The organism is Sphingobium sp. AP49, from assembly GCF_000281715.2.
Lineage (GTDB): Bacteria > Pseudomonadota > Alphaproteobacteria > Sphingomonadales > Sphingomonadaceae > Sphingobium.
Map to the genome: position 1 here is coordinate 2350647 of NZ_CP124576.1, position 20295 is coordinate 2370941.

Here is a 20295-nt window from a genome sequence, read left to right on the forward strand (position 1 = left end):
AGATGATGTCCGCGCCTTCCCCCTTCGTCATTGCGAGCGCAGCGAAGCAATCCACTGGAGCGCCGTCTGGGTTGGTCCGGGCGGTGCGGCGTGATGCGACCGGCGGTCTACATCATGGCGAGCGGGCGGAACGGGACGCTCTATACCGGTGTCACCTCAAACCTGCCGCAGCGCGTGTGGCAGCATCGGGAGAATATCACCGGTGGGTTCACGCAACGGTACGGCTGCAAGATGCTGGTCTGGTACGAAATGGCGGAGACGATGGAGGTAGCCATTGCGCGCGAGAAACAGATCAAGGCAGGCTCGCGGGCAAGGAAGATAGCATTGATCGTCGGGGCCAATCCCGATTGGCAGGATTTGTATCAGGGCATCGCTCAAGGGTGAAACGTCGCATGGATTGCTTCGCTTCGCTCGCAATGACGAAGGATAGGATGTGAAACTCGGCCGCTTGAACCATATCGGCATCGCGACGCCTTCGCTGGAGGCGTCCCTCGCCTATTATCGCGACATCATGGGCGCGACACTGACGCATGAGCCGTTCGACTTGGCGGCGCAGGGGGTGAAGGTGTGCTTCGTCGATACGCCCGGCGAGGGCGGCACGGCGGGGACGCAGATCGAACTGATCGAGCCGCTGGGGGAGAATAGTCCGATCCATGGCTTCATCGCCAAGAACCCGGCCGGGGGGCAGCATCATATGTGCTATGAAGTGCCGGATATCCACGAGGCCAAGGCCTGGTTTGAAGGCCTGGGCAAGAAGGTGTTGGGCGAGCCGCGCATCGGGGCGCATGGCACGCCGATCTTCTTCGTCCACCCCAAGGATATGAACGGGGTGCTCACCGAGATCATGGAGACGCCGAAGGACGGCGCGCATTAAATGACGTCATGCCGGACTTGATCCGGCATCCCGCTTCTTTTCAGCAAGCGGGATGAAGATAGCGGGACCCCGGCTCAAGGCCGGGGTGACGAATGGGTAGGATAGGACACGCATGACCGAGAAGCCGACGCTGGACCAGTGGGCCGCCGCTGCCGCCAAGGAAGTGAAGGGCAAGGATCTGAACTGGGATACCCCGGAAGGTATCACGGTGAAGCCGCTCTACACCGCCGAGGACGTGACCGTCGATCCGGGCCTGCCGGGCTTCGCGCCCTTCACCCGCGGCGTGCGTGCGTCGATGTATGCGGGCCGGCCCTGGACCATCCGCCAATATGCAGGCTTCTCGACTGCCGAGGAATCCAACGCCTTCTACCGCCGCAATCTCGCCGCCGGGCAGAAGGGCCTCAGCGTCGCTTTCGACTTGGCCACCCATCGCGGCTATGACAGCGACCATCCTCGCGTCGTCGGCGATGTCGGCAAGGCGGGCGTGGCGATCGACACGATCGAGGACATGAAGATCCTGTTCGACGGCATCCCGCTCGACAAGATGAGCGTGTCGATGACCATGAACGGCGCGGTGATCCCGATCCTGGCCTTCTTCATCGTCGCGGGCGAGGAGCAGGGGGTCGAGCGCAAATTGCTCGACGGGACCATCCAGAACGACATCCTCAAGGAGTTCATGGTCCGCAACACCTATATCTACCCGCCCGAACCATCGATGCGGATCATCAGCGACATTTTCGGCTATACGTCGCGCGAGATGCCCAAGTTCAACAGCATCTCCATTTCCGGCTATCATATGCAGGAAGCCGGCGCGACGCAGGTGCAGGAACTGGCCTTCACGATCGCCGATGGCGCGGAATATGTGCGCTATGGCGTGGCGAGCGGCCTCGACATCGACAAGTTCGCCGGGCGCCTCAGCTTCTTCTTCGCGATCGGCATGAACTTCTTCATGGAGATCGCGAAGCTGCGCGCCGCTCGCGTGCTGTGGCATCGCGTCATGACCAAGCTCGGCGCGCAGGATGAGCGCTCCAAGATGCTGCGCACCCATTGCCAGACATCGGGCGTCTCGCTGACCGAGCAGGACCCCTACAACAACGTCATGCGCACCACGATCGAGGCGATGGCGGCGATGCTGGGCGGCACCCAGTCGCTCCACACCAACGCGCTGGACGAGGCGATCGCGCTGCCGACCGACTTTTCCGCCCGCATCGCGCGCAATACGCAGATCGTGATCCAGGAAGAGACCGGCATGTGCAATGTCGTCGATCCGCTGGGCGGCAGCTATTATATCGAGAGCCTGACCCAGCAACTGGTCGACGCCGCGCAGGAGATTATTGACCGCGTGGAAGCCGAAGGCGGCATGGCGAAGGCCGTGGGCGCCGGCTGGCCCAAGGCGATGATCGAAACCGCCGCCGCCGCCCGTCAGGCGCGCGTCGATCGGGGCGAGGATGTCATCGTCGGCGTCAACAAATATCGCCTGGCGAGCGAAGACCTGCTCGAAACGCTGGAAGTCGACAATAGCAAGGTCCGTGAAGCGCAGATCGCCCGCATCAACCGGGTGAAGGCCGAGCGCGACGAGGATGCCTGCCAGGCTGCACTCCAGTCGCTGCGCGATGCCGCCGCCGCGCCGCAATCGATCGAGAGCAATCTGCTCGCCCATGCGGTCGAAGCCGCGCGCGCGCGCGCTACGCTGGGCGAAATCTCCGCCGCCATGGAGGACAGCTTCAACCGTTACGGCACCCAGCCGACGCCGGTGAAGGGGGTCTATGGCGCGCCCTACAAGGATGACAGCCGCTGGAAACAGGTTCTCGACGGGGTGCAGGCCGTCGAACGGCGCCTCGGTCGCAAGCCCAAACTCCTCGTCGCCAAGATGGGGCAGGACGGGCACGACCGGGGCGCCAACATCATCGCCTCGGCTTTCGGCGACATGGGCTTCGATGTCGTGTCCGGGCCTTTGTTCCAGACGCCGGAGGAAACGGTGGTGCTGGCGCTCGACAGCGGCGTCGATGTGGTCGGCGCCTCGTCGCTGGCCGCCGGGCACAAGACGCTGATCCCGGAACTCATCAACCGGCTGCGCGACCACGGCCGTAGCGACATCAAGGTGATCGCCGGCGGCGTGATCCCGCCGCAGGATTATGACTATCTTCGTGACGCAGGGGTTCAGGGCATTTATGGGCCGGGTTCCAATGTCGTGGAGTGCGCCGCCGATGTGCTGCGCCTGCTCGGCCACAACATGCCCCCGGCGGGGCTAGAGGAAGCTGCGTAAATGAATACCCCCTGCACCCTGACCGCCCGCAACGACTGGACGCGCGAGGAAATCGCCGCGCTGTTCGACCTGCCCTTTGGCGACCTGATGTTCGAAGCGCAGTCGATCCACCGCGCCAACTTCCCGCGCAACGAGGTGCAGCTGTCCACCCTGTTGTCGATCAAGACCGGCGGCTGCCCGGAGGATTGCGGTTACTGCAACCAGTCGGCCTCGGCGGAAAGCGGCCTGAAGGCCGAAAAGCTGATGAGCGTGCAGGCGGTGATGCAGGCGGCGGCGCAGGCGAAGGACGCAGGGTCTTCGCGCTTCTGCATGGGCGCGGCCTGGCGCAACCCCAAGGATCGCGACATGCCCGCCATCGTCGAGATGGTGAAGGGCGTGCGCCAGATGGGCATGGAAACCTGCATGACGCTGGGGATGCTCAGCGAAAGCCAGGCCGATATGCTCGCGGAGGCGGGCCTCGATTATTACAACCATAATATCGACACCTCGCCCGAACATTATGAGAAGGTCATCACCACCCGGACCTTCGACGATCGTCTGGTGACGCTGGAAAATGTCCGCAATTCGGGCATCAATGTCTGCTCGGGTGGCATCGTCGGCATGGGCGAGGCGCGCGAGGATCGCGTCGGCTTCCTTCATGCGCTGGCCGTGCTGCCGGTCCATCCGCAGAGCGTGCCGATCAATGCGCTGGTCCCGGTCAAGGGTACGGTGCTGGGCAATATGCTGGCCGACACGCCACTCGCCAAGATCGACGAGATCGAATTCGTCCGCACCGTTGCGGTCGCCCGGATCGTGATGCCGGAAAGCATGGTGCGCTTGTCGGCTGGCCGAGAGAGCATGTCGGATAGCTGCCAGGCGCTCTGCTTCATGGCCGGCGCGAACAGCATCTTCACCGGCGACAAGCTGCTGACCACCGCCAATGCCGGCGACAATGCCGACGCGGCGCTGTTCGCGAAGCTCGGCGTCGTGCCGATGCAGGCGGAAGTGAAGGTCGAGCTGGAGGCGGCTGAATAATTTGATCCGCTATTTGGGGTGCCTGGCGATTGCCATCGCAATTCTTGCAGCGGTTTTTTGGATGATGGTCGATCTGGGCATGTTCATGCACGGCGGCTGAAATCATCCGTTCGGTTCGAGCAAAGTCGAGAAGCGGTTCTCGACAGGCTCGAACCGAACGGAGTTTAGAACAAGGACTGGGACAGGAAGTAGAATGGCAATCACCAAGATCCTGATCGCGAACCGTGGCGAAATTGCGTGTCGTGTCATGCGCACGGCCAAGAAGATGGGCATCAAGACCGTCGCGGTCTATTCCGATGCCGACGCCCGCGCGCCGCATGTGCTGATGGCCGATGAAGCCGTCCATATCGGCCCGCCGCCCGCCGCCCAATCCTATCTGATCGCCGACAAGATCATCGAGGCCTGCAAGGCGACCGGCGCCGATGCGGTGCATCCGGGCTATGGCTTCCTCTCCGAGCGCGAAAGCTTCCGCAAGGCGCTGGACGCCGAGGGCATCATCTTCGTCGGCCCTCCGGCGAACGCCATCGCCGCGATGGGCGACAAGATCGAGTCCAAGAAGCTGGCGATGGAAGCGGGGGTCAATGTCGTCCCCGGTTTCGTCGGCGTGATCGAGGATACCGAACATGCCGTCCGCATCTCCAACGAGATCGGCTATCCGGTGATGATGAAGGCCTCGGCCGGCGGCGGCGGCAAGGGCATGCGCCTGGCCTACTCTGAACAGGATGTCCGCGAAGGCTTCGAGGCGACCAAGCGCGAGGGGCTGAACAGCTTCGGCGACGACCGCGTCTTCATCGAGAAGTTCATCGAAAGCCCGCGCCATATCGAAATTCAGGTGCTGGGCGACCAGCATGGCAATATCGTCTACCTCAACGAGCGCGAATGCTCGATCCAGCGCCGCCACCAGAAGGTGGTCGAGGAAGCGCCGTCGCCCTTCGTCAGCCCCGAAATGCGCAAGAAGATGGGCGAGCAGTGCGTCGCCTTGGCCCGCGCGGTCGGCTATTTCAGCGCCGGCACGGTCGAACTGATCGTCAGCGGCGAGGACAAGACCGGCGACGGCTTCTACTTCCTCGAAATGAACACCCGTTTGCAGGTGGAGCATCCCGTCACCGAGGAAATCACCGGCGTCGACCTGGTTGAACAGATGATCCGCGTCGCCAATGGCGAGGCGCTGTCGTTCGGGCAGGCGGACGTGAAGATCAACGGCTGGTCGATCGAGAACCGCGTCTATGCCGAAGACCCCTATCGCGGCTTCCTGCCGTCGACCGGCCGCCTGATCCGCTATAATCCGCCCGAAACCGGCACGGACGAGAGCGGCGCGCTGATCCGCGTGGATGACGGCGTGCAGGAAGGCGGCGAGGTGTCGATCTTCTACGATCCGATGATCGCCAAGCTGATCACCTGGGCGCCGACCCGTCTGGAGGCGATCGACAAGCAGATCGAGGCACTCGACAAGTTCGAGATCGAAGGGCCGGGCCATAATATCGATTTCGTCTCCGCGCTGATGCAGCATGAGCGCTTCCGCTCCGGCAACATCACCACCGGCTTCATCGCCGAGGAATATCCCGAGGGCTTCCATGGTGCGCCCGCGTCGCCGCAACTGCTCCAGCGCCTGTCGGCGATCGGCGCCTTCGCCGCGATGGCGCAGGCCGACCGCGCCCGCCGGATCGAGGGACAACTCGGCAAGCGCCTCAGCCCCCCGACCGGCTGGCAGGTGAAGATCGGCGATTTCGTCCATGATGTCGTGATCGACGGCGACGAAGTGACGGTCGACGGCGATGCGATTGACATGGCGCTGGAATATACGCCGGGCGATCGCCTGATCGAGGCAGAGTTTGGCGAGGAGCAACTGGCGGTACGGATCGCGCCGGTGCGTGCGGGCTTCGTGCTGACCGCCCATGGCGCCAGCCACAAGCTGCGCATCCTGCCCGCCCATGCCGCGCCCTATGCCAAGCATATGATCGAGAAGATCCCGCCCGATCTCTCGCGCTTCCTGATCTGCCCGATGCCCGGCCTGCTGGTCGCGCTGAACGTCAAGCAGGGTGACAAGGTCGAGATCGGCCAGCCGCTCGCGGTGATCGAGGCGATGAAGATGGAAAATATCCTGCGCGCCGGCAAGGCGGGCACGGTCAAGAGCGTGTCCGCCGCCCAGGGCGAAAGCCTGCCGGTCGACGCGGTGATTTTGGAACTGGAATAAGGCTCGCTTCAACCGTCATCCCCGCGAAAGCTGGGATCCCACTTCTTTTGGCGATGGCGTTGAAAGAAAAAGTGGGATTCCAGCTTTCGCTGGAATGACGGGAATGCTTTGATGGCGCCATGCACCTGACCCACGACCCCGGCGCGCCCGCCGCTGACCCGATCAGCTTCGACGATTTCCTCAAGGTCGACATTCGCGTCGGCACGATCGTCTCGGCCGAGCCCTATCCCGAGGCGCGCAAGCCTGCCTACAAGCTGCTGATCGATTTCGGCCCGGCGATCGGCCAGAAGAAATCGAGCGCGCAGATCACCGAAAACCACGCACTGGAAGACCTGCCCGGCCGACAGGTCGCCGCCGTGGTCAATTTCCCGCCGCGCCAGATCGGCAAGTTCATGTCGGAGGTGCTGACGCTGGGCTTCACCGACGCCGCCGGTGCGGTCATGCTGTTCGCCCCCGACAAAGTGGTGCCAGACGGTTCTCGGCTGTTCTGATATTCCGACTTTCCTAATGTTCCAGAGCGCGTTAACCTTATTCGTCCTCGTTTCCGGGATGACGTGCGATGGCGACAATAAGCGTAGAGGGTTCGCGGAAAGATCAACGGGTCGGATTGGCCGCCATCGTGGATGGTGCCGCCAGGATCGGCCGCATTGGTCGATGGTATTTTGATTTCCAGTCAGGCACGATGCAGTGCGACGAAAGTTGGTACGCGGTCATGGGCCGGACCAGCGATACGCCGATAGAAACGCTGGCCGATTTCCGCGAGATCATCCATCCCGACGATGTCGATCGTGCGACCAATATCGGCGAGGCATTGCAGAATCTGGTCAGCGAGGGCCAGGATTATGGCCTGTTGTTCCGCATATTGCTGCCGGACGGTGGCGAACGCTGGATACGTTCGCTTGCCGTGCTGCAATTTGACGGAGACGGGGACGCTTATGGTGCGGCCGGTTTCGTCCTCGATGCGACCCATGACATGGCAAGGCAGGCGGCGCGAGAAACCGCGCTGGCTGAATTGCGAGAAGCCCATGGCGCGCTGGAGGCACGACAGCGCCATCTGGCCCAATGGTCGTTCCAGGACAGTCTGACCGGCCTTGCCAACCGGCTCTGCTTCGATCGCGATCTGGATCGGGCCTGCGCCACGGCGGTCCGGCGGCGGGAGCGGGTGTCGGTGGCGTTGATCGAGGTCGATCATTTCGACGATCTTGTCGCGGCGCAGGGCGAGGAAGCGGCGCATGCGGCGTTGCGCGCCGTGGCCACCGCAGTCGCGCGCGCAGCCCGACGCCCGCATGATCTGGCGGCCCGCTATGACACGGCGCGCTTTGCGCTGCTGCTGCCCGCCTGCATCGACCCGCGCGCCATATTGGACACCATCCGGGTCGCGGTGAATGCCCTGGAGATTCCCCATGGCGCATCGCCCGTGAAGGCGCATGTGACGCTCAGCATCGGCGGGGTTTCAAGCTGCACGATCGATGCCGCCGATCGCTTGCTGCAACAGTGCGAGCTTGCCCTGTTTGCGAACATCCATGTCGGTCGTGACGGGGTGGTCATCATCCCCGATCGCTGATCCGGCCGGCCTGTCCTACAATGAGCCTATCCAGCAAAAGCGGCGTGACCGACTTCTTTTCCCGCTGGAGATTTCCTTTCCCATAATGGCCTGAAAATGTCAGGATTTACGGGAAATATGCGCAATGAAGGGGGACGGATGCCGGATTCGGTGGGGGCGGGCTATGTCATGGATGCAAAGCGGGACCGGCTGGTCATCACCGCGTCAGCGCTGGGCACCGTGTTTGAATGGTATGATTTCTATATCTATGGCGTGCTGGCGCCGATCATCGGCCGCACCTTCTTCCCGACCGACAATCCGACCGTCGAATTGCTCTATTCGCTGGCCGGCTTCGCCATCGGCTTCGGCTTCCGGCCGCTCGGCGCGATGCTGTTCGGCTATCTCGGTGATCGGCTGGGGCGCAAATATACCTTCCTCGCCACCATCGTCCTGATGGGGCTGGCGACGGCGGGTGTCGGACTGACGCCGTCGGCGGCCAGCATCGGCGTTGCCGCGCCGGTCATCCTGATCGGCTTGCGGATCGCGCAGGGGCTGGCGCTGGGCGGCGAATATGGCGGGGCGGCCATCTATGTCGCCGAACATGCGCCGCCGGGCCGGCGCGGCTTCTATACCAGCTTCATCCAGGCCGGGGTGATCGGTGGCTTCATCCTGTCGCTGATGGTGGTGGTCGGCACGCAATGGATCGTCGGCATGGATGTGTGGGACGCCTGGGGCTGGCGCATTCCCTTCATCTTCTCGCTCGCGCTGCTCGCCATTTCGCTGTGGATGCGGCTTATGCTGCGCGAAAGCCCGGTCTTCACCGCGATGAAGAAGGCGGGGCAACATGCCAAGAACCCGCTGAAGGAAGCCTTCACCGCGCCGGGCAACAGGAAGCGGATGCTGGTGGCGATGATCGGCATCGCGGCGGGCTTCACCGTGATCGCCTATACGGTGATGTTCCAGGCGCTCTATTTCCTGCAGAGCGGCCTGCATGTCGCGCCGGGCATCGCGCAATTGCTGGTCGGTGGCAGCGCCTTTGCCGGCATGGGCGCCTTCATCTTCTTCGGCTGGTTGTCGGACAAGGTCGGACGCAGGAAGCCGATCATCATCGGTTATGCGCTGGTGCTGGTGCTGGTGATGCCGCTCTACCAGTTCATGGGCGCGACCGCGAACCCGGCGCTGTCGCAGGCCGCCGCCCGCGCGCCCGTGCTGGTGAGCGGCCCCGACTGCCGCTTCGATCCCTTCGCCAAGGTGCAGCCGACCGCCTGCGGTAAGCTGCTCGACCATTTTTCCAAGCGCGGCATTCCCTATGAGAAGCGCAGCGGCGCAACGCCGGCGGTCAACATCGGCGGCGTGGCCGTTGCAGATGTCAGTAGCGAAGGGATCGACGCAGCGCTCAAGGCCCAGGGCTATGATTTCGGCGTCGTCCGCCCGGACTGGCCACGTGCGCTGATGCTCTTTGCCGCGCTGCTGCTGCTATGGACACTATCGGGCGCGACCTATGGCCCGGTCGCGGCGCTCCTGTCGGAATATTTCCCGGCGCGCATCCGCTACAGTTCGCTCTCCATCCCCTATCATATCGGCACCGGCTATTTTGGTGGGTTCCTGCCGCTGGTCAGCCAATATATCGTCGCGCGCACCGGCGATCCCTATGCCGGCCTGTGGTACACCATCGCGGTGGTGGCGCTGGCGCTGGTCACCTGCCTCGTGGCTTTGCCGGAAACGAAAGGGCGCCCCCTCGACGCCTGAGCCCTGCCGCGCTATCGGCTGCGGACAATGACTGGCTATATCGCTCCGCTCCGCCTGCGCCTCGATGGCGATGCGCTGCTTTCCAACTGGCGCTGGCTGGCGCGGCAGGGCGGCGCCCCGGCCTGCGGCGCGGCGATCAAGGCCGATGGCTATGGCTTGGGCGCGGCGGGTGTGATGCAGCGGCTGAAGGGCGCGGGCTGCCGCGACTTCTTCGTGTCCAACTGGGGCGAGGCGGCCGCGCTGGAAGCCCAGATGGACGGTGTGAACTTCGCCGTTCTGCACGGGGTGCGCGAGGAGGATATGGTCCAGGCCCTCGCTTCACGGGCGCGGCCGGTGCTTTGCACGCCAGGGCAGGTCGCGCGCTGGAAGGGGGCTGGTGGTGGTGCCTGCGATGTGATGATCGATACCGGCATGAACCGGCTGGGCCTCGACTGGCGCGCCGACCTCACCGGACTGGTCGAGGGGCTGGAGATCGTCACGCTGCTGAGCCATCTCGCCTCGGCCGACGAGGATAGCGATCTCAACCCGACGCAACTGGCGCGATTTCGGCAACTATGCGCTGCCGTCCCGGCGCAGCGCTACAGCCTGGCCAACAGCGCCGGCATCTGCATGGGGGCAGATTATGGCTTCGACCTGACCCGGCCGGGCATTGCCCTCTATGGCGGCGTACCGCATCCCGACGCCGCCGCGCATTTGCGTCAGGTAGTTCAGCCCCAGGCGCAGATATTGCAGCGCCGTTCGGTGATCGCGGGCGATACGATCGGCTATAACGCCACCCATCGCGCCGAGCGCGACCTGGAGATCGCGGTCCTCAATATCGGCTATGCCGATGGCTATCTGCGTGGCTTTTCCGGGCGCGGCGCCGCGATCATCGATGGTGTGGCGTTACCGGTGCTGGGCCGGGTGTCGATGGACCTGCTGGCGGTCGATGTCGGCGCACGACCGGATGTCGCGGAGGGCGACTGGCTGACGATCGACTATGCGCTGCCACAGGCATCACAGGCATCGGGCCTGTCGCAATATGAGTTGCTGACGGGTCTGGGCAAACGGTTCGACCGCATCTGGGCCTGACGGCAAAAGGGCGCCGATCGCATGACCGGCGCCCCATATTAAGCATTGGACCGAAGGCTCAGCGCTCGATGCACATCGCAACGCCCATGCCGCCGCCGATGCACAGGGTGGCAAGGCCCTTCTTCGCGTCGCGCTTGGCCATTTCATACAGCAGCGTCGTCAGCACGCGCGCACCCGAGGCGCCAATGGGGTGACCGATGGCGATCGCGCCGCCATTGACGTTCACCTTCTCCGGATCCCAACCCAGTTCCTGACCGACCGATAGGGCCTGTGCGGCAAAGGCTTCGTTTGCCTCGATCAGATCGAGATCGGCAACCGACCAGCCGGCCTTTTCCAGCGCCTTGCGGCTTGCCGGCGCCGGGCCGATGCCCATGATCGACGGATCGACGCCGCAGGTGGCAAAACCGGCAATGCGGCCCAGGATCGTCGAGCCGCGCTTGGCGGCATCGTCGGCGGTCATCAGCACCAGGGCGGCCGCGCCATCATTGATGCCGCTGGCATTGCCGGCGGTCACGGTGCCGTCCTTCTTGAAGGCGGGGCGCAGCGCCTGCATCGCTTCGATCGTCGCGCCGGCGCGGATATATTCATCGGCATCGACGATGGTGTCGCCCTTGCGGCCCTTGATCGTCACCGGCAGGATTTCGTCGGCAAAACGGCCCGATGCGCGCGCGGCTTCCGCCTTGTTCTGGCTGGCGACGGCGAAGGCATCCTGCGCGTCGCGGCTGATCTGATATTTTTCCGCCAGATTTTCGGCGGTGATGCCCATATGATAATTGTTGAAGGCATCGGTGAGGCCGTCATGGATCATCGTGTCGACCAGGCTGACCGGACCCATCTTGGTGCCGCCGCGCAGATTTTGCGCATGGGGTGCCATCGACATGCTTTCCTGGCCACCCGCGATCATGATGCGGGCGTCGCCCGCCTTGATCGCCTGTGCCGCCAGCGCGACCGCGCGCAGGCCCGATCCGCACAGTTGATTGAGGCCGATCGCGGTGCGCTCCACCGGAATGCCGGCATTGACGGCGGCCTGCCGGGCCGGGTTCTGGCCCTGGCCAGCAGCCAGCACCTGGCCAAGGATCACTTCATCCACTTCTTCGGGCGCAATGGCCGCCTGCGCGATCGCCGCGAGAATGGCTTGGCGGCCCAATTCATGCGCCGGGGTCGATCCGAACGCCCCCAGGAAGCTGCCCACGGGCGTGCGCTTGGCGGCGGTAATGACGATGTCTGACAAAGCCTTGATCCTCACTAGTGGTAATGTTGTTTTCGCGGGTGCACATAACATCATCCGCCATGGCGCGAAAGCCAAAGGGAGAGCGGATCCCACAGCATGTCGGGTGCCCGCTGGCTCAATATCATGCCAACATGGCCAAGGTTCAATATCCGGCTTTCCGTAAGGGGCGGGGCTGCTGCGGCTGGAACGATCCGGTCGATGGCGGAAGCGATCGAGAGGGTGGGGCAGGTGAGTGTAGCCGGATTGACGATCGCCCCGCCGACGCGCCATTCGGCCCGCCCGCTCGCGTTTGCGGCATAGAGCGTCTCGAACAATTGCTGGCCCGCAGCATAGGTGAGTGGTGCGCCTTCATTGGCCCAATCCTCAACGGCAAGGAAGGCTCGCTCCTCGTCGGAGCCGGGGACTATGTCGGCGAAGGCGGCATATTTCTGCACGGTGCGTTGCGGATCGAGTGCCCAGAAACCCGATTGCAATGCTTCCATCGGCACATAGCCCAGCCGATCGCACACCGGTTTCGCGCCGCGCCACAGAGCGGCGATCTCGGCCAGGTCGGCGGACGGAAAGCCGGCAAAGTCCCAGGGCGAGGCGATCGTCGCCAGCGCCGTTACCCGGTGCAATGCTGCGGCCGCGATGGCGATCGTGCCGCCCAGGCAATAGCCGACCAGGATCGGCGGTCGCGGCAGCGCGGCCAGCATCGGGATGAGCCGATCCGTGATGTGCTGGTCCAGCCCCAATTCCCGGTCGGCGGCCGACGGCGTGCCCCAGTCAACCAGATGCGCATCATGGCCTGCTGCAGCCATATGGCGCAGCATGGATCGGCTTTCCGACAGGTCCAGCACCTGTGGCGGGTTGATGAGGGAGGGAATGAAGACGATCGGTGCGCGATCGCTTTGCCATGCTAAATCAGATCGATACCGCAGCAAACGGGCGGCGCCGACGGTCGCCACCAGGGCCGGGGGCGAAGGCAGGGCTAGCCGCTGCGCCTCCTGATAGCGGCGCAAGCCGATGAAAGCGCGGCGACGCAAATCAGGATCGCCCTCCGTTTCGCGCCATAAAATGTTGAGAAAGAGGGGTAAAGGCCGCGGCCCATGTTGCGGCGCGGCATCGCCCTGTGCTAATGCGGCAGGAGCAGGTGAGGGAGAGACAGGCATGGCCAAATCGAAGGCTGCTAATGAATCCGAACCGGTGGTTATCAAGAAGTACGCTAACAGGCGGCTCTATAACACCGAAACTTCGAGTTACATCACGCTGGACCTTTTGTCGCAGATGACGCGCGAAGGGCGAGAGTTTGTCGTGGTCGACGCTAAGTCCGGCGAGGACATCACGCATAATGTGCTGACCCAGATCATCATGGAAGAAGAGCAGCGCGGCAAGAACATGCTGCCGGTCAACTTCCTGCGACAGCTCATCTCGATGTATGGCGATTCGATGCAATCGATGGTGCCGCAATATCTCGAAGCGTCGATGGATGCCTTCCGCAAGAACCAGCAGCAGTTCCAGGAAGCCATGAAGGGCGCCTTTGGCGGTGGTCCGCTGGCCGAGATCGCCAAGCGCAACATGCAGATGTTCGAGGCAGCGGCGAGTGCCTTTGGCACCGGGGTTCCTGGCATGCCCGGCGCTGCGCCGATGCCCGCGCCGGCGGCTTCGGAAGAAAGCAAGGATGACGAGATTGCGGTTCTCAAGGCCCAACTCGCGGCGCTCAACGCGAAGATCGATAAACTGACCTGAGCAGCTTCGGGGTCGACAGGAGCGGCGCGCTTGTCCTATGGCGCGCCATCCACTCCAGACACAGGCGTTCGACCCCGTGAAACACGCTCTTTCCGTTACCCGCGAACAGGATTTTTCCGCCTGGTATCAGGCCGTCATTTCGGAAGCCGACATGGCCGAGGAAAGCGGCGTGCGCGGCTGCATGGTCATTCGGCCGTGGGGCTATGGCATCTGGGAACGGATGCAGAAGCTGCTGGACGCCGAGATCAAGGCGACGGGGCATGAGAATTGTTATTTCCCGCTGTTCATTCCGCTCTCCTATTTCGAGAAGGAGGCCGAACATGTCGACGGCTTCGCCAAGGAAATGGCGGTCGTCACTCATCACCGGCTGATCCAGAAGGACGGCAAGCTGGTCCCCGATCCCGAGGCGAAGCTGGAAGAGCCGCTGGTCGTGCGGCCGACGTCGGAAACCGTGATCGGCGCGGCGTTCAGCCGCTGGGTGCAGAGCTGGCGCGACCTGCCGGTGCTCATCAACCAGTGGGCGAATGTCGTCCGCTGGGAAATGCGCACCCGCATGTTCCTGCGCACCGCCGAGTTTCTGTGGCAGGAAGGCCATACCGCCCATGCCACCGTCGACGAGGCGATGGACGAGACGATGAAGATGCTGCGTGTCTATCGCGACTTTGCCCAGGATTGCGTCGCCATGCCGGTGGTGGCTGGCGAAAAGCCGGAGAATGAGCGTTTCCCCGGCGCGGTCGCGACCTATTCGATCGAAGCGATGATGCAGGACGGCAAGGCATTGCAGGCGGGCACGTCGCACTTCCTGGGCACGACCTTCTCCAGCGCGCAGAATATCAAGTTCCAGAATGCCGAGGGGCAGCAGGAGCTGGCTCAGACGACCAGTTGGGGTGTGTCCACGCGCATGATCGGCGGGCTGATCATGACGCATGGCGACGACGATGGGCTGTGCGTGCCGCCGCGCGTCGCGCCCTATCAGGTGGTCGTGGTGCCGATGCTGCGCGACAGCGAGGAAGATGCCGCGATCCTCGATTATTGCACCGATCTGGTGACCCAGCTCAATGCGCTGGATGCGTTCCGCGAGCCGGTGCGCGCGCTGCTGGACAAGCGCCCTGCCAAGGCGGCGACCAAGCGCTGGGGCTGGGTGAAGAAGGGCGCGCCGATCATTCTGGAAATCGGCGCGCGCGATGTCGCCAACGGATCGGTCGCGCTGCTGCGGCGGGACGAGCTGTACGATATGAACGGCAAGCTCAAGCCCGACTTCATCAAGAAGGAAGATCTGGTCGCCCGTGTGCCCGGATTGCTGGCGGACATCCAGGGTCAGCTGTTTGCGCGCGCCAAAGCCCGCCACGACAGCCGGATCGATGCGTCGATCACGCAGATTGACGCGCTCAAGGCATATTTCAAGGCCAGCAAAAACCCCGGCTGGGCGCTGGTCCAGTGGGCCAAGCCGACCGGCGCGGAACTGGACAAGGTGGTGCAGTGGCTGAAGGGGGAGAAGCTGACCCTGCGCAACGTGCCGACCGACGCGGAAGCGGCGGATGGGACCTGCATCTTCACCGGCGGCACCGCGGCCGAGCGGGTGCTTGTGGGCCGCAGCTACTAAATCGGTGATAGCGAGCGTAGTCGGGAAAGGCTTCTCGACTACGCTCGAAGCGAACGGCCTGGGTCGTTATTGCGCTACGCCCAATTGCTCCAGCGCGAAGGCGCTATACTCCGCCTGATCGCGATAGCGGCGGAAGCGGCCGGACTTGCCGCCATGGCCGGCCTCCATGTTGACGCGGAAGACCAGTGGATTGCTGTCGGTCTTGGTTGCGCGCAGCTTCGCCGCCCATTTGGTCGGCTCATAATATTGGACCTGACTGTCCCATAGGCCGGTGCCGACGAACAGGCTGGGATAGGCTTTCGCCTCGACATGGTCGTAGGGCGAATAGGCCAGCATCACATCATACCATGGCTTTTGTTCGGGATTGCCCCATTCGTCATATTCGCCGGTGGTGAGCGGGATGGTCGGGTCAAGCATGGTCGTGACGACGTCCACGAACGGCACCTGGGCGATGATGACCTTGTAATCCTGGGGCGCCATATTCGCGACGCCGCCCATCAGCAGGCCGCCCGCGCTGCCACCCATGGCGGCGACGCGGCCCTTCTTCGCATAACCCTGATCCACCAGCGCGCGGGTCACGTCGATGAAGTCGGTGAAGCTGTTCATCTTGTTCTTGAGATGGCCGTCATCATACCATTGGCGGCCCATTTCCTGGCCGCCGCGAATATGGGCGATGGCATAGACGACGCCGCGATCGAGCAGGCTGGGGAGCAAGGGCGAGAAGGCCGGATCGGTCGAATAGCCGTAGCTGCCATAAGCATATTGATAGAGCGGGGCGCTGCCGTCCTTTTTGAAGCCCTTGGCGTAGATAAGCGAGACCGGCACCTTCGTCCCGTCGCGCGCGGTCGCCCAGACCCGCTCGGTCACATATTTGGCCGGGTCATAGCCCTTGACCTCCTGGACCTTGAGAAGCTTGCGCTCACCACTATCGACGTTCACCTCATAGGTGGTTTGCGGCGTGCGCAGGCTGTCATAGGTGTAGCGGACCCAGGGCGTGCCGCTTTCGGCGTTGACGGCGAGCGCCATGGCATAGGCGGGCTCGTCTGCCTCGACAAAGCTGCTCTTGCCGCCCCTGGTCAGCAGGCGAAGGCGCTTATTGCCTTCGGACCGTTCCTCGATCGCCAGGAAGCTGTCGAAGGGCTGGAAATTCTCGATGAAGACGCTGGCGCTGGTCGGCACGATGTCCGTCCAGGCGGCGCGGCCCTTGGCGGCATCAGCATCCGAGACCGTCATCAGCCGGTAATTGGGCGCCTGCCAGTTGGTACGGATCGTCCACTGCCCGCCGACATTATCGCTGCTGTAGAGGAAGTCGCGTTCGCGTGGGGCCAGGACAGTGAAGGCGGCGGGGTTGGCGGAGGACGCACAGCGTTCCTCATTGCTGACCGTCGATTGCAGGACGATGCAGATATATTTGTCCGATGTCGTCTTCTTCAGGCCCATGTAGAAGCTGTCGTCCTTCTCCTCATAGACCAGCCGGTCGGCGCTGACGGGCGTGCCCAGCACATGCGCCTTCACCCGTTTGCCGAGCAGGGTGGTGGGATCCTTCTCGACATAGAAGATCGTCTTGCTGTCGTCGGCCCAGGCGAAATCGGGTTCGGCATTGGGGATTTCGTCGGCCAGCAATTTGCCGTCGGCGATGGCCTTGACGCGGATCACATATTGGCGGCGGCCGACCAGATCCTCGGCATAGGCGAGCAGCCGGTCGTCCGGGCTGACTTCCTTGCCACCGATCGCGAAATAGCCCTTGCCCGCGCCCATCCTGGGTTCGTCGAGCAATATCTGCTCGGGCGCGTCCATGCTGCCCTTGCGCCGGGCGACGATCGGGTAATCGCCGCCGGTTTCGAAGCGGCTGTAATACCAGTAACCCTTCTTGCGATAGGGGACGCTGCTGTCGTCCTGCTTTATGCGGCCGGTGATTTCGGCGTAGAGCTTGTCCTGCAACGGCTTGGTCGGCGCCAGCAGTGCGTCGGCATAGGCGTTTTCGGCCGCCAGATAGGCCAGCATCTCGGGATCTTTGCGGCTGTCGTCGCGCAGCCAGTAATAGGGGTCCTGGCGCGTTGCGCCGAAGGGCGCCTTCACCTCATGCGGTTTCTTGGCCGCGACGGGTGGCTTTGGAATTGTCTGCGCCTCGGCGGTGGTGGACAGCGCGGCAATGCCGAGGCTCGCCAAGAGCCAGGCCGAAGTGCGGATCATATTCCCTCCCTGCGAATCGCATGGCGGAGGCTGGCATGATGGCGGGCAGGGGGGAAGATGATCCGGGCCTGCCATGAGAAACGGCAGGCCCGGACTTAAATTATGCGCTCAGTTACAGCACATATTTGCTGAGGTCGGTGTCATGGGCGACGGCCGACAATTGCTTGTCGACATAGGCCTGGTCGATCACCAGCGTCTCGCCGCGGCGATCCTCGGCCTCGAAGCTGACATCCTCCAGCAGCTTTTCCATGACGGTCTGCAGGCGACGGGCACCGATATTCTCGATCTCGCTGTTGACCTCGGCCGCGATCTTGGCGACCGCGCGGATGCCTTCGGGCGTCAGGTCGATCGTCACTTCCTCGGTCGCCAGCAGTGCGCGATATTGCGCAACAAGGCTGGCCTTGGTGTCGGACAGGATCGCGACGAAATCCTCCTCGGTCAGGGCCTTCAATTCCACCCGGATCGGCAGGCGGCCCTGAAGCTCGGGCAACAGGTCGCTGGGCTTGGCCACATGGAAGGCGCCCGAGGCGATGAAGAGGATATGGTCCGTCTTCAAGGGGCCATATTTGGTCGAGACCGTGGTACCCTCGATCAGCGGCAGCAGGTCGCGCTGCACGCCTTCGCGGCTGACCGAACCGCCACGCACGTCGCTGACGGCGATCTTGTCGATCTCGTCGAGGAAGACGATGCCATTCTGCTCGGCGCTGGTGATGGCGACGCGGGCGACGTCATCCTGGTCCAGCCGCTTGTCCTGCTCTTCCTCGACCAGCTTGTCCCAGGCGTCGGCGACGCGCATCTTGCGGCGCTTCTTCTGCTGCTGGCCAAAGGCCTTGGACATCATGTCGCTGAGGTTGATCATGCCGACCTGACCACCCATTCCGGGGATTTCCATCGGCATCGACGGGGTGTCGGCGACTTCCACCTCGACCTCCACCTCGTTCATCTGGTTGCCCTCGATCTTCTGGCGGAAGGAGAGGCGGGTGGCTTCGCTGGCATCCTTGCCGGTCAGCGCGTCGAGCAGGCGGGCCATGGCGGCTTCGGACGCGGCTTCGCGCACGGCTTCGCGGCGACGGTCCTTTTCCAGGCGCACGGCTTCCTCGACCAGATCGCGGACGATCTGTTCGACGTCGCGGCCGACATAGCCGACTTCGGTGAACTTGGTGGCTTCCACCTTGACGAAGGGCGCGTCGGCCAGTTTCGCCAGGCGGCGGCTGATCTCGGTCTTGCCGCAGCCCGTCGGTCCGATCATCAGGATGTTCTTGGGCGTCACCTCGTCGCGCAGGTCGGCGGGCAGATGCTGGCGGCGCCAGCGGTTGCGCAGCGCGACGGCGACGGCGCGCTTGGCGTCATGCTGGCCGATGATATGCGCGTCGAGCGCGGCGACGATGGCTTTGGGGGTCAGATTGTCGTTCATGATCTTTTCTTGAAATCTCAGTTGGCGCTGTCGAGCGTTTCGATGGTGAGCTGGTCGTTGGTGTAGACGCAGATGTCGGCGGCCACGGCCATCGCCTTGCGGGCCAGGGTTTCGGCATCTTCCTCATATTCCACCAGCGCGCGGGCGGCGGCGAGGGCGTAATTGCCGCCCGAACCGATCGCGGCGACGCCGCCGAGCGGTTCCAGCACGTCGCCATTCCCGGTCAGGATCAGGGTGACATCCTTGTCGGCGACGATCATCATCGCTTCCAGGTTGCGGAGATATTTGTCGGTGCGCCAGTCCTTGGCGAGTTCGACGGCGGCGCGCATCAACTGGCCATTATGGCGTTCCAGCTTGGCTTCGAGCCGTTCGAACAGGGTGAAGGCGTCGGCCGTTGCGCCGGCAAAGCCGCCGATGACGCTGCCGTCGTGCAGGCGACGCACCTTGCGGGCATTGGGCTTCATCACGGTCTGGCCCATCGAGACCTGGCCGTCGCCGGCGACGACGACCTTTCCATTCTTGCGGACCGACATGATGGTGGTGCCATGCCAGACAGGCATGGAAGAGCGGTTAGGATCGTTCATGGCGGCGCATATGGGATGGCTGTCCGATCCGTGCAAGCACGCGCAAGAAAAGCGCGATAAAGCCGAGTCGTTGCTTTTCGGCGACAGCTTTATGACAATCCATTCAGGAACAAACTTGCGTCAATTGACATTGTGCAATGCAGCAATCAATCATGTTCGTCCCAAATGGAGGGAAGACTCGCATGTCTTTGAAGGCCAGAGCCCAGGAAAAGGTCGAACGCGCGGGCATCTCCAATTACTCGTTCGATCAGGATATTCTGGTGATGTGCGGCGTCCGCTATGCGGTCGAAGCCTGCGAATGCGGCGAACCTGACTGTGATGGCGTGCGCCTGCGCAAAAAAGGGGCCTTCCCCCGGATACTGCAATAGGACAGGCGCGCGCGCTCTGTTCGGTCGATCTTAGTGGATGACTTCCTTGCCGGCGGTGCCGACGGATTCGATGTCCCGACCGACGCCTTGCACCGTATTGCAGGCGGCGAGAGCAGACAGCAACATGCTGGCAAGGACGAGGGCAACGGTCTGACGCATGGATGGCGACTTTCTTATTTCAGTGGTGCGGCATTTATAATGCGGTTGAACGCACTGGACAGTGTTAATTTCCGTGTCCTGATGCACCGGCGCTTGACAGGCATCGCGCCGAATGCCAATGGCCGCCTCCTCCTTACAGGGGGCGCGTAGCTCAGCGGTAGAGCACACCCTTCACACGGGTGGGGTCACAGGTTCAATCCCTGTCGCGCCCACCATGGCCTTCCGGTCATGGCAGGACATATTATTCCCAAATATTGATCTTTTCCTTCGCCTCGCGCTAAGCCTGCCAGCGATCAAGCGGCGC

The 20295-nt window shown here is 63.3% G+C and carries 18 protein-coding genes and 1 tRNA gene; 13 read left to right on the forward strand and 6 right to left on the reverse strand.

Annotated features, from left to right (window positions below; genetic code table 11):
- Positions 1-93 precede the first annotated feature (93 nt).
- The 9 genes from PMI04_RS11390 to alr all read left to right on the forward strand — a co-directional run bounded on the left by PMI04_RS11390 (position 94) and on the right by alr (position 10711).
- On the forward strand, positions 94-384 hold the full coding sequence (locus tag PMI04_RS11390; RefSeq protein WP_007705304.1) for a GIY-YIG nuclease family protein: 291 nt from the start codon (positions 94-96) through the stop codon (positions 382-384).
- Positions 385-433: 49 nt separating this feature from the next.
- Entirely contained in the window at positions 434-874 is a 441-nt protein-coding gene (gene mce, locus PMI04_RS11395; RefSeq protein WP_007705306.1) for a methylmalonyl-CoA epimerase, read from the forward strand.
- A 112-nt stretch (positions 875-986) separates the two neighbouring features.
- On the forward strand, positions 987-3140 hold the full coding sequence (gene scpA / locus PMI04_RS11400; RefSeq protein ID WP_007705307.1) for a methylmalonyl-CoA mutase: 2154 nt from the start codon (positions 987-989) through the stop codon (positions 3138-3140).
- The gene (gene bioB, locus PMI04_RS11405) at positions 3141-4154 is read left to right on the forward strand and encodes a biotin synthase BioB (protein ID WP_004207227.1); all 1014 of its coding nucleotides are present in this window, start codon (positions 3141-3143) and stop codon (positions 4152-4154) included.
- A gap of 193 nt (positions 4155-4347) precedes the next feature.
- A complete protein-coding gene (locus PMI04_RS11410) occupies positions 4348-6348 on the forward strand; it encodes an acetyl/propionyl/methylcrotonyl-CoA carboxylase subunit alpha (RefSeq protein ID WP_007705311.1) in 2001 nt (666 codons plus the stop codon).
- Between the two features lie 119 nt (positions 6349-6467).
- Entirely contained in the window at positions 6468-6839 is a 372-nt protein-coding gene (locus PMI04_RS11415; RefSeq protein WP_007705315.1) for a tRNA-binding protein, read from the forward strand.
- Between the two features lie 116 nt (positions 6840-6955).
- Positions 6956-7912, forward strand: coding sequence for a diguanylate cyclase (locus PMI04_RS11420; RefSeq protein ID WP_052028023.1), 957 nt, complete (start codon positions 6956-6958; stop codon positions 7910-7912).
- Positions 7913-8050: 138 nt separating this feature from the next.
- The gene (locus tag PMI04_RS11425; RefSeq protein WP_007705321.1) at positions 8051-9640 is read left to right on the forward strand and encodes an MFS transporter; all 1590 of its coding nucleotides are present in this window, start codon (positions 8051-8053) and stop codon (positions 9638-9640) included.
- Positions 9641-9667: 27 nt separating this feature from the next.
- The gene (gene alr / locus PMI04_RS11430) at positions 9668-10711 is read left to right on the forward strand and encodes an alanine racemase (protein ID WP_007705324.1); all 1044 of its coding nucleotides are present in this window, start codon (positions 9668-9670) and stop codon (positions 10709-10711) included.
- Positions 10712-10769: 58 nt separating this feature from the next.
- Here the strand turns inward: alr and PMI04_RS11435 are convergent, their stop codons facing one another.
- Positions 10770-11942: an acetyl-CoA C-acetyltransferase gene (locus tag PMI04_RS11435; RefSeq protein WP_007705327.1), complete on the reverse strand. Its 1173-nt coding sequence runs from the start codon at positions 11940-11942 to the stop codon at positions 10770-10772.
- A gap of 50 nt (positions 11943-11992) precedes the next feature.
- The gene (locus PMI04_RS11440; protein ID WP_007705330.1) at positions 11993-12967 is read right to left on the reverse strand and encodes an alpha/beta fold hydrolase; all 975 of its coding nucleotides are present in this window, start codon (positions 12965-12967) and stop codon (positions 11993-11995) included.
- Between the two features lie 124 nt (positions 12968-13091).
- Here PMI04_RS11440 and phaR point away from each other — a divergent pair, with 124 nt between their 5' ends.
- Together phaR and proS are read left to right on the forward strand one after the other, a co-directional pair.
- Positions 13092-13670 carry a polyhydroxyalkanoate synthesis repressor PhaR gene (gene phaR / locus PMI04_RS11445; protein WP_007705333.1) on the forward strand — a complete coding sequence of 193 codons (579 nt, stop codon included), beginning with the start codon at positions 13092-13094 and terminating at the stop codon, positions 13668-13670.
- Between the two features lie 76 nt (positions 13671-13746).
- Complete coding sequence (gene proS, locus PMI04_RS11450) at positions 13747-15273, forward strand: proline--tRNA ligase (protein ID WP_037485364.1); 1527 nt, start codon at positions 13747-13749, stop codon at positions 15271-15273.
- 66 nt (positions 15274-15339) lie between these two features.
- Here the strand turns inward: proS and PMI04_RS11455 are convergent, their stop codons facing one another.
- The 3 genes from PMI04_RS11455 to hslV all read right to left on the reverse strand — a co-directional run bounded on the left by PMI04_RS11455 (position 15340) and on the right by hslV (position 19464).
- Positions 15340-17466 (reverse strand): oligopeptidase B, encoded by a 2127-nt coding sequence (locus PMI04_RS11455; protein ID WP_007705340.1) that lies wholly within the window; start codon positions 17464-17466, stop codon positions 15340-15342.
- Positions 17467-17578: 112 nt separating this feature from the next.
- Positions 17579-18880, reverse strand: coding sequence for an ATP-dependent protease ATPase subunit HslU (gene hslU, locus PMI04_RS11460; RefSeq protein WP_007705343.1), 1302 nt, complete (start codon positions 18878-18880; stop codon positions 17579-17581).
- A 17-nt stretch (positions 18881-18897) separates the two neighbouring features.
- On the reverse strand, positions 18898-19464 hold the full coding sequence (gene hslV / locus PMI04_RS11465; RefSeq protein WP_037485321.1) for an ATP-dependent protease subunit HslV: 567 nt from the start codon (positions 19462-19464) through the stop codon (positions 18898-18900).
- A 182-nt stretch (positions 19465-19646) separates the two neighbouring features.
- Between hslV and PMI04_RS11470 the strand changes: the two genes are divergently transcribed.
- Entirely contained in the window at positions 19647-19832 is a 186-nt protein-coding gene (locus PMI04_RS11470; protein ID WP_007705349.1) for a hypothetical protein, read from the forward strand.
- A 30-nt stretch (positions 19833-19862) separates the two neighbouring features.
- Here PMI04_RS11470 and PMI04_RS11475 read toward each other — a convergent pair whose 3' ends face one another.
- Positions 19863-19991 carry an entericidin A/B family lipoprotein gene (locus PMI04_RS11475; protein WP_004207212.1) on the reverse strand — a complete coding sequence of 43 codons (129 nt, stop codon included), beginning with the start codon at positions 19989-19991 and terminating at the stop codon, positions 19863-19865.
- A gap of 140 nt (positions 19992-20131) precedes the next feature.
- Here PMI04_RS11475 and PMI04_RS11480 point away from each other — a divergent pair.
- Positions 20132-20206 (forward strand) — tRNA-Val (locus tag PMI04_RS11480).
- Positions 20207-20295 lie beyond the last annotated feature (89 nt).

Coding starts and splice junctions, on each gene's coding strand:
- PMI04_RS11410 (WP_007705311.1), top strand. CDS start 4,348: ATGGCAATCACCAAGATCCTGATCGCGAACCGTGGCGAAATTGCGTGT.
- hslV (WP_037485321.1), bottom strand. CDS start 19,464: ATGAACGATCCTAACCGCTCTTCCATGCCTGTCTGGCATGGCACCACC.
- PMI04_RS11425 (WP_007705321.1), top strand. CDS start 8,051: ATGCCGGATTCGGTGGGGGCGGGCTATGTCATGGATGCAAAGCGGGAC.
- PMI04_RS11390 (WP_007705304.1), top strand. CDS start 94: ATGCGACCGGCGGTCTACATCATGGCGAGCGGGCGGAACGGGACGCTC.
- hslU (WP_007705343.1), bottom strand. CDS start 18,880: ATGAACGACAATCTGACCCCCAAAGCCATCGTCGCCGCGCTCGACGCG.
- PMI04_RS11470 (WP_007705349.1), top strand. CDS start 19,647: ATGTCTTTGAAGGCCAGAGCCCAGGAAAAGGTCGAACGCGCGGGCATC.
- phaR (WP_007705333.1), top strand. CDS start 13,092: ATGGCCAAATCGAAGGCTGCTAATGAATCCGAACCGGTGGTTATCAAG.
- PMI04_RS11455 (WP_007705340.1), bottom strand. CDS start 17,466: ATGATCCGCACTTCGGCCTGGCTCTTGGCGAGCCTCGGCATTGCCGCG.
- PMI04_RS11415 (WP_007705315.1), top strand. CDS start 6,468: ATGCACCTGACCCACGACCCCGGCGCGCCCGCCGCTGACCCGATCAGC.
- PMI04_RS11475 (WP_004207212.1), bottom strand. CDS start 19,991: ATGCGTCAGACCGTTGCCCTCGTCCTTGCCAGCATGTTGCTGTCTGCT.
- scpA (WP_007705307.1), top strand. CDS start 987: ATGACCGAGAAGCCGACGCTGGACCAGTGGGCCGCCGCTGCCGCCAAG.
- bioB (WP_004207227.1), top strand. CDS start 3,141: ATGAATACCCCCTGCACCCTGACCGCCCGCAACGACTGGACGCGCGAG.
- alr (WP_007705324.1), top strand. CDS start 9,668: ATGACTGGCTATATCGCTCCGCTCCGCCTGCGCCTCGATGGCGATGCG.